11 protein-coding genes are annotated in these 13,583 nt (G+C 61.3%); 6 read left to right on the forward strand and 5 right to left on the reverse strand.

Annotated features, from left to right (window positions below):
* Nucleotides 1-5 precede the first annotated feature (5 nt).
* Complete coding sequence (locus tag ACIQUH_RS04015) at nucleotides 6-1,262, forward strand: D-amino acid dehydrogenase (RefSeq protein WP_400812744.1); 1,257 nt, start codon at nucleotides 6-8, stop codon at nucleotides 1,260-1,262.
* Nucleotides 1,263-1,314: 52 nt separating this feature from the next.
* Here the strand turns inward: ACIQUH_RS04015 and ACIQUH_RS04020 are convergent, their stop codons facing one another.
* Nucleotides 1,315-2,025 (reverse strand): GntR family transcriptional regulator, encoded by a 711-nt coding sequence (locus ACIQUH_RS04020; protein ID WP_400812745.1) that lies wholly within the window; start codon nucleotides 2,023-2,025, stop codon nucleotides 1,315-1,317.
* Nucleotides 2,026-2,204: 179 nt separating this feature from the next.
* Here ACIQUH_RS04020 and ACIQUH_RS04025 point away from each other — a divergent pair, with 179 nt between their 5' ends.
* A complete protein-coding gene (locus tag ACIQUH_RS04025; protein ID WP_400812746.1) occupies nucleotides 2,205-2,696 on the forward strand; it encodes a BA14K family protein in 492 nt (163 codons plus the stop codon).
* Nucleotides 2,697-2,910: 214 nt separating this feature from the next.
* On the opposite strand, the gene ACIQUH_RS04030 is transcribed toward ACIQUH_RS04025, so the two are convergent.
* The gene (locus tag ACIQUH_RS04030) at nucleotides 2,911-4,275 is read right to left on the reverse strand and encodes a sigma-54-dependent transcriptional regulator (protein WP_400812747.1); all 1,365 of its coding nucleotides are present in this window, start codon (nucleotides 4,273-4,275) and stop codon (nucleotides 2,911-2,913) included.
* A gap of 1 nt (nucleotide 4,276) precedes the next feature.
* Nucleotides 4,277-6,118 carry an ATP-binding protein gene (locus ACIQUH_RS04035; protein WP_400812748.1) on the reverse strand — a complete coding sequence of 614 codons (1,842 nt, stop codon included), beginning with the start codon at nucleotides 6,116-6,118 and terminating at the stop codon, nucleotides 4,277-4,279.
* A 236-nt stretch (nucleotides 6,119-6,354) separates the two neighbouring features.
* Between ACIQUH_RS04035 and ACIQUH_RS04040 the strand changes: the two genes are divergently transcribed.
* Together ACIQUH_RS04040 and ACIQUH_RS04045 are read left to right on the forward strand one after the other, a co-directional pair.
* Complete coding sequence (locus ACIQUH_RS04040; RefSeq protein ID WP_400812749.1) at nucleotides 6,355-7,701, forward strand: dicarboxylate/amino acid:cation symporter; 1,347 nt, start codon at nucleotides 6,355-6,357, stop codon at nucleotides 7,699-7,701.
* Nucleotides 7,702-7,885: 184 nt separating this feature from the next.
* Nucleotides 7,886-8,323, forward strand: a complete 438-nt coding sequence (locus ACIQUH_RS04045) for an EamA family transporter (protein WP_400812750.1) — start codon at nucleotides 7,886-7,888, stop codon at nucleotides 8,321-8,323.
* A 39-nt stretch (nucleotides 8,324-8,362) separates the two neighbouring features.
* Here the strand turns inward: ACIQUH_RS04045 and ACIQUH_RS04050 are convergent, their stop codons facing one another.
* On the reverse strand, nucleotides 8,363-9,715 hold the full coding sequence (locus ACIQUH_RS04050; protein ID WP_400812751.1) for an aspartate aminotransferase family protein: 1,353 nt from the start codon (nucleotides 9,713-9,715) through the stop codon (nucleotides 8,363-8,365).
* 36 nt (nucleotides 9,716-9,751) lie between these two features.
* Nucleotides 9,752-10,486: an SDR family NAD(P)-dependent oxidoreductase gene (locus ACIQUH_RS04055; RefSeq protein WP_400812752.1), complete on the reverse strand. Its 735-nt coding sequence runs from the start codon at nucleotides 10,484-10,486 to the stop codon at nucleotides 9,752-9,754.
* A 235-nt stretch (nucleotides 10,487-10,721) separates the two neighbouring features.
* On the opposite strand from ACIQUH_RS04055, the gene ACIQUH_RS04060 reads away from it, so the two are divergent.
* Together ACIQUH_RS04060 and ACIQUH_RS04065 are read left to right on the forward strand one after the other, a co-directional pair.
* On the forward strand, nucleotides 10,722-12,368 hold the full coding sequence (locus tag ACIQUH_RS04060; RefSeq protein ID WP_400812753.1) for a GNAT family N-acetyltransferase: 1,647 nt from the start codon (nucleotides 10,722-10,724) through the stop codon (nucleotides 12,366-12,368).
* Nucleotides 12,369-12,428: 60 nt separating this feature from the next.
* Nucleotides 12,429-13,583, forward strand: coding sequence for an amidohydrolase (locus tag ACIQUH_RS04065; protein WP_400812754.1), 1,155 nt, complete (start codon nucleotides 12,429-12,431; stop codon nucleotides 13,581-13,583).

Consider the following 13,583-nt stretch of genomic DNA (forward strand, 5'->3'; position numbering starts at 1 on the left):
CGATCATGAACGTCACTATCCTCGGAGCCGGCGTCGTCGGCGTGACCTCCGCCTGGTATCTGGCCAAAGCCGGGCACAAGGTGACGGTGATCGACCGCCAGCCGGCCGCGGCACTCGAAACCAGCTTTGCCAATGCGGGCGAGGTTTCCCCCGGTTATTCCTCGCCATGGGCGGCACCCGGCATTCCGGTCAAGGCGATGAAATGGCTGTTCATGAAACACGCGCCGCTGATCATCCGCCCCACTGCCGATCCGGCCGCATGGCGCTGGATGAGCCAGATGCTGCGCAACTGCACCTCGGCGCGCTATGCCATCAACAAGAGCCGCATGGTGCGTGTTGCCGAATATAGCCGCGATTGCCTGATGGCCCTTCGTGAAGAGACCGGCATCGAATATGACCAGCGCATGCAGGGCACGCTGGAAGTATTCCGCACCCAGAAGCAGTTCGACGCCATCGGCAAGGATGTCGACGTGCTGACGGCAGGCGGCGTGCCCTTTGAAATTCTCGACCGCGATGGCTGCGCCGCCATCGAACCCGGCCTCGCGCCCGCAAAGGAAAAGATCGTCGGCGGCCTGCGCCTGCCCGGCGACGAGACCGGCGACTGCTTCATGTTCACGACAGAACTTGCGCGCATGGCCGAAGAAGCGGGCGTTACCTTCCTCTACGATACCGGCATCATGCGCCCAATCGTCGAGGCGGGACGCGTCAAGGCGGTGGAAACCACCCGTGGGCTGGTGGAGGCCGACATTTTCGTGGCGGCACTCGGCAGCTATTCTCCGCAGTTCGTGCGGCAGCTTGGCCTTACCCTGCCGGTTTATCCGGTCAAGGGTTACTCCATCACAGTTCCGGTCGTGAACGAGGCGCGCGCGCCCGTTTCCACGGTCATGGACGAGACCTTCAAGGTGGCGATCACCCGGCTTGGCTCACGCATCCGCGCCGGCGGCATGGCGGAAATCGCCGGTTTCAGCAAGGATTTGCCGGCGGCCCGGCAGGAAACGCTGGCCCATTCGGTGGAAGACCTGTTCGGCGGCGCGGGTGATCAGACCCAGGCGAAATTCTGGTGCGGCCTGCGCCCGATGACGCCGGATGGGACGCCCGTCATCGGCGCCACCCGCTACAGCAATCTTTATCTCAATACCGGCCACGGTACACTTGGCTGGACCATGTCCTGCGGCTCCGCCCGGGTGCTTGCCGATCTCATCAGCGGCAACAAGCCGGAGATAGACACCCACGATCTGGCGATCAGCCGTTACGCCGCCTGACACGCAATCAAGCCACCCGTCCCCGTCCCATTGGACGGGGACGGGCGGTCAATCAGAGCGCCAGCGCATCCTTCAGCGCCAGACCTTCCATCATGCGCAGGTCGAGATCGGCCTCTATGTGGTCGAGATGCTGCAACATCAGCGCGCGGGCCTTTGCCGCATCCTTTGCTTCCAGCGCATCGAGCAGATCGGCGTGATCATTATGGCCGCAGCTTGAGACACCCGAACGCCCGTAAAGCGCGATGACCAGCGACGAGCGGGCAACCAGCTCGTCCATGAATTTTTCAAGAATTGCATTGCCGGCGAGCGAGGCCAGCATCAGGTGAAAATCGCCCGATGCCTTGATTTCCGCGCGTCTGGCGCTTGGGCCACGTTCGTGCTGGTGCCGGCTTTCCTGTACCAGATGCTCCCGCAGCCGCTTTGCTGCCGCCGGCGTGATTTTTTCGATTGCGGCATCCACGACGCCGGGCTCGATCAGCCGGCGCGAAGCGAACACCTGCCGGGCCTCATCCGGTGTGGGATTGGAGACGAAGGCGCCCCGGTTGCGTTCGGCCTTTACCAGCCCCTCATAGGCCAGCATCTGAAGCGCGGCGCGCACCACCGTACGGCTGACATCGAACAGCGTTCCCACTTCCGCTTCCGACAGTTTGGTTCCCGGCGCCAGCCGCCGGTCGACAATGGCGTCACGCAGCGTATCGCGAATGGCCTGGGCACGGTCTTCATGCGCGGTGTCGGAATTGACGGTTATCTGGGAAAGGCTCATCGGTGCGTCCTGTTTGATCTTGAGTTCTAGCGCGAAGTGCGGCCCACGCAAACAGGAATTGCGGGCGGTCGCCGGTCTGCCACAATTCATTCAGCGCCCGTTCAGCAGCCGGGCTGTATTTCCTTAACCATCGAATTTGCAACTGGCAGCGCCCTGCCACCTGTATGGAAGAACACACCATGTCGTCCTTTGCAGCCAAAACAGTTCTGACACTCGCTGTCGCCGCCGCCGCCATTGTTCCCTTCAACAGCGCATCCGCTGGCGACTGGGACCGCCGCGACCGTCGCGATGCTGCCATTCTGGGTGGCGTGCTCGGCCTTGCCGCCGGCGTCGCCGTCGGCTCCGCAATGTCGCGTCCGGCACCGGTGGATGATGAGCGCGTTTATATCGACCCGCCCCGCCGTTACGAGCCGAGCTACGTCTACGAAGAGCCGGACTATCGTTATTATCGTGCCCAGCCGCAGCCGGTTTATCGCCCCGCCCCGGTCTATCGTCCGCAGCCTGTCTATGACAGCCGCCCGGTTTACGGCCAGCGCGCCACCTATCGCACCATCGAACCGTGGACCAACGCCTGGTACGACTATTGCTCGCAGCGTTACCGGAGCTTCAATTCCCGCACCGGCACCTATACGGATTATGACGGCCAGCGTCATTTCTGCGTCGCGGGTTGACCCGCCGGCCATTGAGCACACTTGTCGCTGTTATTATCAGGCCGCAGACGGAAAAGTCTGCGGCTTTTACGTGAGAGCAGCCCCTGACTCTGCGTCATCCTCGGCCCTGTGCCGAGGATCCACTCACCTCTCGTAAAATCAGAAGGTTGCAGATGCTCGGGAGCATGACGATCAAGAGGCTAGGCCGTCGCCATAGGTCTCGCTTTGCACCATTTCACGCAGCGCCATTCTTTGCGTAATCCGCCCGGTTGATGCCGTGGCGCTGCAGCTTGTCATAAAAGGTCTTGCGGGCGATGCCGAGCGTGGCGATGGTTTCCGCCACATCACCATTCGCTTGTTCCAGCGTTTCGCGGATGATGCGCGCCTCGATCCCGTCCATGCGCTCCGGCAAGGTGCCGGAGGCGGGGATCCCGGATTGTAATGCAGGTGCCGCCGTCGGTTCCGTCTCCAGCCCCAGCACCACCCTTTCGGCGAAATGCCCGAGTTCGCGCACATTGCCCGGCCAGTCATGGTCGTTGAGGCGGCGGGAAATGCCGGCGCTGATCTGCGGCACCGGCATGTTGAAACGATTGGCGGCCTTGGTGACGAAGTGGGAGAACAAGAGCGGAATATCCGCCTTGCGTTCGCGCAGCGGCGGAATGGATAAGGTCACCACATTCAGCCGATAATAGAGGTCCTCGCGAAACGTGCCGCGTTCGGCAGGATCGCCAAGATCGACCTTGGCCGCCGCGACCACGCGAATATCGACCGGCCGCTCCTCATTCGACCCAAGCGGCGAGACCTCGCGCATTTCCAGCACGCGCAGCATCTTCACCTGCACCGCAAGCGGCATGCTTTCGATCTCGTCGAGAAACAGGGTGCCGCCGCTGGAATGTTCGATGCGGCCGACGCGCTTTTTCTGCGCGCCGGTAAAAGCGCCCGGCTCATGGCCGAAAAGCTCGCTTTCGATCACCGTTTCCGGCAGCGCGCCGCAGTTCAGCGCCACGAAATTGCCCTTTGAGCGTTTCTTGCTCCAGCGGTGAAGGGCCGTCGCCACCACTTCCTTGCCGCTGCCCGTCTCGCCCGCCACCAGCACATCCACATCCGTATCGGCAATGTGCCGCAGCGTGGTGCGCAGGCGCTCCATGGCGGGCGTCTGGCCGATCAGCGGCAGATCATCCTCCGCCTGCCCCGCCGCCCGGCGAAGCGCACGGTTTTCCAGCACGAGGCGGCGCTTTTCCAGCGCCCGGCGGGCGCTTTCCACCATGCGTTCGGCAGGAAATGGCTTGGCGATGAAATCATAAGCACCGTTATGAAGCGCATCGACGGCCATCGGCACATCGCCATGGCCGGTAATGAGAATGACCGGCAGATCGGCATCGATCTTGCGGACATGGTCGAAAAATTCCAGCCCGGTCATGCCGGGCATGCGCACATCGGTAATGATGACCCCGTCGAAATCCTCGCTCAAGGCCGCAAGCGCCTGCTCTGCGCGGGAAAAGGAGGTGACCGGCAATCCGTCGAGTTCCAGCGTCTGCACCATCGCCTTGCGAAGCTGCGAATCGTCGTCCACCAGGAATATGGTTCCATCCGCTGTCATGTCATGCTCGCTTCAGAAATACGGAAAAACATGTGCCCGCCGCGCTGCTCGCCACCTCGATACGCCCGCCATAATCCGAGGCAATATCGTTGGAGATGACGAGACCAAGGCCGAGGCCGCTTTCCTTTGATGTATTGAAGGGCGAAAAAAGCTGGGCGCGGATGGCTTCAGGGATGCCCGTGCCATTGTCGCTGACGGAAAGCACGACCATGTCGCCTTCCTCGCGCACACGCACTTCGACACGGGCGGCCCCAGTCTCTTCAGTGGCTTCCAGTGCGTTTTGCAGAAGATTGATGAGGATTTGCTCCAGCCGGATCCGGCTGCCGAGCACTTTCAGGTCCTGATCCGGCAACACGATATCCAGCGCATCCATCTGCCCGGAAAAGCGGCTGCGCAACAGCATGACCGCACCTTCGATGACCAACCGGACGCTGACGGGTTCGGCCGCGGTGCGGCCCTTGCGCGCCAATATCTTCAGGTCGCCGGTAATCGTGCCGATACGCTCGGTCAGCGCCGCGATGTTTTCGAGATTTTCGGTGGCCTCGGACATGCGGTCACGTTTCAGTAGCGTGCGGGCATTGTCGGCAAAGGCGCGGATGGTCGCGACCGGCTGATTGATCTCATGCGCGACACCCGCCGCCACCTGCCCCAAAATGGAAAGGCGGTTGGCCTGCACCAGTTCGTGCTGCACATTGCGCAACTCGCCCGAGGTCTTCTCATGCAGGGCGATTTCGGCCTGCAGATGATCGCGGGTCTTCGTCAGATCGCGGGTCCGCTCCTGCACCTTCATTTCCAGTTCGGCGCGGGCGCGCTGTTCCTCTTCCTTTTCCTTAAGCGCCTTGTGCCTGCGCCACAGCCACAGGGCCGAAAGCCCGATCAGCGGCATCAGCGTCGCCAGCGCCACCACCCTGCCCTCGCGGATGGCGGCATTCAGCGCCGGCGCAACCGGTTGGAGATAATGCAGTGTCCATGAGGTGGTCGGCACCGGCACTTCCAGTTGCAGATAGTCGCCGCGCTCCCTTCCCGGTTCATCGACGTGAATGAGCGGGACGCTCTCACTCGAGCGCCGCGCCGTCCGAAACGGCAGCGTTGAAAGCGCCTCACTGCCGAATTGCAGGCTTTCGGAAATGATTTTTCGCTGCGCCTCATCGATCGGCGCAACAGTCCGGAAGCGCCATTCCGGCACGCTGGTCATCAGGACCACACCGTTTCTGTCGACCACATAGACCGGCTTGCCGCCAATATTCCAGTCCGTCTCCAGCCGGTTGAACTCGACCTTGGCGATGACGACGCCAAGAGGCCGCCCATCGGCGGCATCGATGCGGCGGGAGATGTAGAGACCCGGCCGGCGGCTGACATTGCCAAGAGCATAATGCTCGGACATGCCCGTCTTCATCGCCGCCTGGAAATATTCGCGGAAAGCATAATTGGAACCGACAAAGCTGTCCGCCTGCCGCCAGTTGCTCGACGCGATGGTCAATCCCGTCGGCCCGGTCACATAGATCACCGAGGATTGCGTGCCTTCGATCAGCCCCTCCAGCTTGCGGTTCAACCGGTCCAGGGCAGGAGCGCCACCGCCATCCAGCGCGGAGGCAAGATCGGGATCGCCGGAGAGGACCAGAGGAATGGCGCGCGGACGCTCCAGCGCGACGTTCAGCAGCGCGATCTTCAGCTCCGCATCCGTTGCGGCCTCGGACCCCGCAGTGCGCAGCGCCTGATTGCGGGCGAACTCATCGGCCACCAGCAAAACACCAAGACTGGCAAGCAGCCACAGACCCACCAGCGCCAGCCATTGCGCCCGCCGCTTCGCATGGGAATGAGATGCCTGATCCTGATCGGTCATGCGATAATTGTGCGGATTTACACACAGATCGCAAGAGATTTTGTCCGGAATTCCGCACAAATGCCCGTGAGCCGGCGAAACGTCAATAAAAACTACTTTTTAAATCAGCCAGTTACAGCAAATAATCAAGTCTGGCATGCGCATTGCACATGACTCCGCAATCGGCGTGAAGCCGTCAACGACACGGCGATCCCGGGAGGCCAATCAAGGCAGGGTGAGGCCGAGGAGGAAAAAACATGATCGATACGACAGCCGTGGCCGCAGGCCACGCCAAGCAGCCATTTTACAAGCACCTGTATTTCCAGGTTCTGGTCGCCATCATCGCCGGTATCGCGCTCGGCCATTTTTATCCGGCCTTCGGCGAACAGCTGAAGCCGCTCGGCGACGGCTTCATCCGCCTCGTCAAGATGATCATCGCTCCCGTCATCTTCCTCACTGTCGCAACCGGCATCGCCGGCATGAACGACATGAAGAAGGTTGGTCGCGTGGCCGGCAAGGCCATGATCTACTTCCTCGTGTTCTCCACGCTCGCGCTTATCGTTGGCCTCATCGTCGCCAACACCGTGCAGCCGGGCGCCGGCATGAACATCGATCCCGCCACGCTGGATGCCAAGGCCGTCGCGACCTACGCCGACAAGGCCCATGAGCAGACCATCACCGGCTTCCTGATGAACATCATCCCGACCACCATCGTCGGTGCTTTCGCCAGCGGCGATATCCTGCAGGTGCTGTTCTTCTCGGTGCTCTTCGGCATCGCGCTCGGCGTCGTCGGCGAAAAGGGCAAGCCCGTCACCGATTTCATGCACGCCCTGATGTATCCGATCTTCAAGCTGGTCGCGATCCTGATGAAGGCCGCTCCAATCGGCGCTTTCGGCGCCATGGCCTTCACCATCGGCAAATACGGCATCTCGTCGGTCACCAACCTCGCCATGCTGATCGGCACCTTCTACGTCACGTCCTTCCTGTTCGTGTTCGTGGTTCTCGGTGCGGTATGCCGTTATAACGGCTTCTCCATCGTCGCGCTGATCCGCTACATCAAGGAAGAACTGCTTCTGGTTCTCGGCACCTCGTCTTCCGAAGCCGCCCTGCCGGGCCTGATGAGCAAGATGGAAAAGGCCGGCTGCAAGCGCTCCGTCGTCGGTCTCGTCATCCCCACCGGTTATTCCTTCAACCTTGACGGCACCAACATCTACATGACGCTGGCCGCTCTCTTCATCGCCCAGGCGACCGGTATCCACCTTTCCTTCGGCGAGCAGATCCTTCTGCTGCTGGTGGCCATGCTCTCCTCCAAGGGTGCAGCCGGCATCACCGGCGCGGGCTTCATCACGCTCGCCGCAACGCTCTCCGTTGTGCCTTCGGTTCCGGTCGCCGGCATGGCGCTGATCCTCGGCATCGACCGCTTCATGTCGGAATGCCGCGCGCTCACCAACTTCGTCGGCAATGCGGTCGCCACCATCGTCGTCGCCCGCTGGGAAGGCGAACTGGATCAGGACCAGCTTGCGCGGGTGCTGAGCGGCGAGGAAGAATTCACCGGCATCGCCGATGTGGATCAGCTTCCCGCATCGGTTCAGCCCGCCGAATAATACGACCTCCCAAGGTCCGGCCTGTCCCGGTTTTCTCCGGGCAGGCACATACAGAAAGCCCGGCGCATCGACTGGATGCGCCGGGCTTTCATTGTTCAGGCTTACACCCGTCAAACGGGGTTTTTATCGGCCGGAATATGCGGTAGAGCCGACACTTAACCAATGTGATGAGTGGAGCGGCGGCATGAAGAACCTGTTTCTGGCCTGGCAATTCTGGGCACTGCTATCGGCGGCCTTTGCGGCTTTGACTGCCATCTTTGCGAAGATCGGCGTCGAAAATATCAATTCCGATTTCGCCACCCTCATCCGCACCGTCGTCATTCTTGCCGCTGCGGGCCTGATGGTTTATCTCACCGGCAACTGGCAGCAGCCTTCCACCATCTCGGGCAAAACCTGGGTGTTTCTCGTACTTTCGGGACTGGCGACCGGCGCATCGTGGATATGTTATTTCCGGGCGTTGAAACTCGGCGATGCCGCCCGCGTCGCGCCCATCGACAAGCTGAGCGTCGTCTTTGTCGCCGTCTTTGCGGTGCTGTTTCTGGGCGAAAGGCTGTCTTTGCCCAACTGGCTCGGCGTGGTGCTGATCGCCTGCGGCGCGGTGCTCGTGGCCTACCGCGGATAGGCCAGCCGGATAAACCGGCCGGCACAATCGCTGGAGTTATCAGGCTCGGGCCGCCGCGACCTTGTCGAGACCACGCCTCACGCCGGCAAACAGCTCATCCAGCTGTTCGGCCGTAATGATGAGCGGCGGGCAGAAGCAGATGGATTCGCCGATAGGCCGGGTGATGACACCCTCTTCCTCGATGGCGGCGGCAAGGGCGAGCGTCGTATCGCCCGGCTTCGTGCCCTCCCATGGCTTCACCTCCAGCGCGCCGATAAGGCCGATACCGCGCGAGGAATGAATGAGCGGGTGCTCGGCCAGCGCCTTCAGATGATCGAGAAACCTTCCCTCCAGCCGGGCGACATTGCCGACCAGATCGCGCTCTTGAATGATCTTCAGATTTTCCAGCCCCACCGCCGTTGCGACCGGATGGCCGGAGGCGGTGTAACCATGGCCGAAGGAGCCGATACGGTCGGATTCATCGGCGATAGGCTGGTAGAAATTGTCATTCATGATGATCGCAGAAAGCGGCATATAGGACGACGAAATCTGCTTGGAGACGACAAGCACGTCCGGCTTGATGCCATAGGTCTCGCAGGCGAACATCTTGCCGGTTCGACCGAAACCGCAGATCACCTCATCCACCACAAGCAGAATATCGTATTTCTTCAGGATCGCCTGTACGCCTTCCCAATAACCTTCCGGCGGCAGGAGAACGCCGCCCGCGCCCATTACCGGCTCGCCCCAGAAAGCGGCGATGGTCTCCGGCCCTTCGCGGAGGATCAAATCCTCCAACTCCTTGAGGATACGCGCGGTGAACTCCGCCTCGCTTTCTCCTTCCTTGCCGAAATGCGCATAGGAGGGGCAGGCCGTATGCAGCATCCGGTCCAGCGGCAGGTCGAAGCTTTCATGGTTGCGCGGCAGGCCGGTGATAGAGGCCGATGCGATCGTCACGCCATGATAACCCTTGATGCGGCCGATGATCTTCTTCTTGTCTCGTCTGCCCAGCGCATTGGAGCGATACCAGACCATCTTGGCGACGAGATCGTTGGCCTCGGAACCGGAGGAGGTGAAATGCACCTTGGACATCGACACCGGTGAAAGCTCGATCAGCAGCTCGGCGAGATCGACCGACGGGCCGTGCGTCTTGTAGGAAAAAGTGTGGTAATAGGGCAGCTTCTGCATCTGCTTCGTCGCCGCTTCCACCAACCGCTGTTCCCCGAAACCGAGCGCCACAGACCACAGCCCGGCCATCGCCTCGATATAGCGCTTGCCGCTGCTGTCGGTGACATAGATGCCCTCGCCGCTCTCGATGACAAGGCCACCGGTCTTTTCGAATTTGCGCAGATTGACGTTCGGATGCATCTGATAGGCGATATCGCGTGCCTCGACGGAATTCGGCAGGATGGTCATCGATGAAGGCTCCATTTTCGGTTGATGCTCGGCGTGTCAGACGTGCTGGCCGCCATTGATGTGAATTTCCGCGCCGTTGATGTAGCTCGACTGTTCCGAGCACAGGAAATAGATGGTCTGCGCCACCTCAGCCGTGGTGCCGAGCCGCCCGAGCGGCACCTGGGCTTCCACCAGTTCCGCCGTTCCGGGGGAGAGGATGGCGGTGTTGATCTCGCCCGGCGCAATGGCATTGGCGCGCACGCCGCGCGGGCCGAACTCATGCGCCAGCTCCCGCGTCAGCGCCGCGAGCGCCGCCTTCGACGTGGCATAGGCCACGCCGGCAAAAGGATGCACCCGTGAGCCGACAATCGATGTAAGGTTGACGATGGAGCCTTTTGCCGCTTCCAGTTCCGGCAAAAGCGTGCGGGCAAGCAGCGCCGTCGAAACGAGATTGACGTTCAGCACCCGCGTCCAGATTTCCGCCGTCGTATCCATCACGCCGAGGCGGCTTCCGCCTTCACCCTTCGGCGAAATTCCGGCATTGTTGACAAGCGCCGCAAGCTTTCCCTCCGGCAGGCGTGAACGCACCTCGTCCGCCAGGTCGTCAATGCGGGACAGGTCCTCCAGATCGGCCTGAATATGGCTCTCCCGCGCCGACGGCCAGCGGCATTCCTCGGAGAAAGGTTGCCGCGATACGGTGAGAATTCTCCAGCCCTTTTCCTGAAACAGCTTGACGGTGGCATGCCCTATTCCGCGGCTTGCGCCGGTCAGAAGCATAAAAGGAACAGCCATATGAGAACTCCTGTGCCATGCGGACCGTTGAGCCGGCCGTGCATTCAGCCCCGCATGTTAGAGCGCTGCCACGGGCTGACAAGGTCTTTTTTGTCGCGGCGCAGCGATGGTAAACCGGGGACGGGCTAATCCCATTTGATGCACGGCTTTCACCCGAAGGGAATATTTGAAGCCGACCGTTTACCCATAAAATGAAGCCTCCCGAATGTGTGATCAGTATTGGGAGGGGGCAAGAATGCGCATCGATATCATCGACACGGACGCCGGCTTCGAGGCGATCCGGGAAAACTGGGATGCGGTGTTCATGGCCGATCCCCATGCCCGGCATTTCCTCTCCTGGGGGTGGCTGAGGGACTATATGCCGCGCCGCAGACGCTGGTTCATTCTTGCACTACGCGAACGACCGGAAGGCTCGCCCTATGTGGCGTTTTTCCCGCTGCGCCTCGTTACCGAACCGGACAAGAAAACCGGACGCTTCCACGACAGCATCGTCATGGCCGGCAATGCGGCGGCGGATTACACCGGTTTCATCACCCTGCCGGACTATGAAAATCATGCGGTTGCCGGTTTCTGTTCATACATACGGCAACAGAACTGGACCGAGCTGAAGCTCGATTATCTTTCAGGCCCGCCGGAACGCCGCGACGCAATGATCCGCGCCCTTCAGGGCCCGCTCGTCATGTTTCGCGACAACATGCCGACCAACCCCTACAACATCAACAATTGCATCTGCCCGGTGGTGGCCCTGCCGGAGACATTCGACGGCTATCTCGACAGCCATATGAGCAGCCAGACCCGGCAGAAGCTCAGGCGTTTCCTGAGAAAAGTCGAGGGCGGTGAGGAATATAGCATCACCTTCGCGACGAGGGAGACGATCAAGCGGGACATGGACATCCTGTTCGATTTCTGGCGCATCCGCTGGGCGCCGCACAAGGGCAAGGAGCGCACGGAGCTTCTGATCGGCGCGACACGGCAGATGCTGATGGATGTCTATATCCGTGGCGATCTGGAAGTCCCGGTACTGTGGTTCGGCGACCAGCCGCTCGGCGCGCTCGCCAATATCATCGACCGCCAGAAAAAATCGGTCCTGTTCTACATCACCGGCCGTGACGAGAACTGGAAGACTCCTTCTCCCGGCCTTGTGCTGCATGGCCATTGCATCCGCAGGGCAATCGAGCAAGGCTTCAAAACCTATGATTTCCTGCGCGGCAACGAGCCTTACAAATATTTCTTCGGACCGGAAGAGCAGAAGCTGAGCTGCACGCTGTTCCGCACCCGCTCGGGCGACAATCTCGGCGGCACGCTTCACCCGCGCAGCATCCGTTTTGTCTACGAACAGGCCCTCAAACTCTATAAGACCGGCCAGAAGGCAGCAGCCAATATCGCCTTCGCGCAGGTGCTGACCGCGGCACCGGACCATCTCGGCGCGCAATTCGGGCTCGCCAATCTGTTGTTCGACCGGGGCGAATTCCGGGAGGCCGAAATTGCCTTTCTCAGCCTTCTGGCCGCCGGCCAGGAACCCGTCGTCCTGTGGCTGCGCATCGGCGAGGCCCGGCTGGCGCAGCAGCATTATCACGAGGCGTCCGAGGCCTTCCGTCAGGTGACCAATCGCGCGCCCTTCCACCGGGAAGCGCTCTACAAATGCGCCGTGGCGCTGATTGCCGCCGAAAGAACGATGGAAGGTGCGGAAATCCTCGACAGGCTGCAGCACTACCATTCGGACGACGCGGCGCATCTGGAATATGCGAAAAAGGCTCGTGCAGCCCTTGCCCGGCTGGAACTGGCAAAAGCCAAAGTTCCGCTGCCGACAGATGTCGTCACGCTCGCCATCAAGCCGAAAGCGGCGGGCAAACGCTGGCACCCGCCAAAGGTTTTGCATTAAAGCCAACGCCCTGTAAGTTGCGGCAGGAAAAACCGGCCGGACGACTTGCAAGGATTTTTGATGTTTCTGACCAACAAGGACATGCTCGATCTCATCGAGCTTCGCCATGATCTGCACCGTCATCCGGAAATCTCCGGCGAGGAGAAGGAAACGGCGCGGCGCATCCGTACTTTCCTCGAGCAGGCGCAACCCGACCAGCTTTTCGCCGATCTCGGCGGCCATGGCGTGGCTGCGGTCTACGACAGCGGCAAAAGCGGCCCGGCGATCCTGATCCGCTCGGAACTCGATGCCCTGCCCATTCACGAAAAGAGTGAGGCCGAACACCGCTCCGGCATCGACGGCAAGGGCCATCTTTGCGGCCACGACGGTCATTCCACCATTCTGACGGCGCTGGCGCTCGGCCTTTCCCGGCATCGCCCGGAGACCGGCCGCGTCATCCTTCTGTATCAGCCGGCGGAAGAAACCGGCGCGGGCGCCGCCGCCGTCCTCGCCGACCCGCGCTTCGGGCAGATAAAGCCGGATTATTCCTTTTCGCTGCACAACCTGCCCGGCCTGCCTTTCGGCCATGTCAGCGTCGTGGAGGGACCGGTCAACTGCGCGTCGCGCGGGGTCAAAATCCACCTTTCCGGTAAGACGGCGCATGCGTCTTCGCCAGAACACGGCATTTCCCCGATGCGGGCAATATCAAGGCTGATGCCGGCCTTGGCCGAACTGGGCTCCGGTTTCCCGCCCGAACCCGATTTTTCGATGGTGACGATCACCCATGCCGTGATGGGCGAAGCCGCCTTCGGCATTTCCCCCGCCGACGCGGAAATCTGGGCAACGCTCCGGACGCTGACCGACGACCGGATGGAAAAACTCTGCGAGGCTGCGGAGACACTGGCTAAAAAGGTGGCGGACGAACAGAAGCTGACGCTCGACATCACCTATGACGATATTTTCCTGCATTGCGAAAATGCGCCTGACGCGGTCGGGCATATCCGGCGCGCGCTGGATGAGGAAAAAATCTCCCACGGCTCGGAGGGTCTGCCCATGCGGGCTTCCGAGGATTTCGGCCGCTTCCGCGCCGTTTCGTCATCGGCGATGTTCTTTCTCGGCGCAGGCCGGGACTATCCCAATCTGCACAATCCGGACTATGACTTTCCGGATGCGCTGATCGGCACTGGCGCGCGCATCTTCATGCGCATCATCCGCAACCTCACCGACGCGGAATAG

It is taken from the genome of Agrobacterium sp. NPDC090283 (genome assembly GCF_044769685.1).
Taxonomy (GTDB): domain Bacteria; phylum Pseudomonadota; class Alphaproteobacteria; order Rhizobiales; family Rhizobiaceae; genus Agrobacterium.

Coding starts and splice junctions, on each gene's coding strand:
- ACIQUH_RS04020 (WP_400812745.1), bottom strand. CDS start 2,025: ATGAGCCTTTCCCAGATAACCGTCAATTCCGACACCGCGCATGAAGAC.
- ACIQUH_RS04040 (WP_400812749.1), top strand. CDS start 6,355: ATGATCGATACGACAGCCGTGGCCGCAGGCCACGCCAAGCAGCCATTT.
- ACIQUH_RS04045 (WP_400812750.1), top strand. CDS start 7,886: ATGAAGAACCTGTTTCTGGCCTGGCAATTCTGGGCACTGCTATCGGCG.
- ACIQUH_RS04030 (WP_400812747.1), bottom strand. CDS start 4,275: ATGACAGCGGATGGAACCATATTCCTGGTGGACGACGATTCGCAGCTT.
- ACIQUH_RS04015 (WP_400812744.1), top strand. CDS start 6: ATGAACGTCACTATCCTCGGAGCCGGCGTCGTCGGCGTGACCTCCGCC.
- ACIQUH_RS04065 (WP_400812754.1), top strand. CDS start 12,429: ATGTTTCTGACCAACAAGGACATGCTCGATCTCATCGAGCTTCGCCAT.
- ACIQUH_RS04055 (WP_400812752.1), bottom strand. CDS start 10,486: ATGGCTGTTCCTTTTATGCTTCTGACCGGCGCAAGCCGCGGAATAGGG.
- ACIQUH_RS04035 (WP_400812748.1), bottom strand. CDS start 6,118: ATGACCGATCAGGATCAGGCATCTCATTCCCATGCGAAGCGGCGGGCG.
- ACIQUH_RS04050 (WP_400812751.1), bottom strand. CDS start 9,715: ATGACCATCCTGCCGAATTCCGTCGAGGCACGCGATATCGCCTATCAG.
- ACIQUH_RS04025 (WP_400812746.1), top strand. CDS start 2,205: ATGTCGTCCTTTGCAGCCAAAACAGTTCTGACACTCGCTGTCGCCGCC.
- ACIQUH_RS04060 (WP_400812753.1), top strand. CDS start 10,722: ATGCGCATCGATATCATCGACACGGACGCCGGCTTCGAGGCGATCCGG.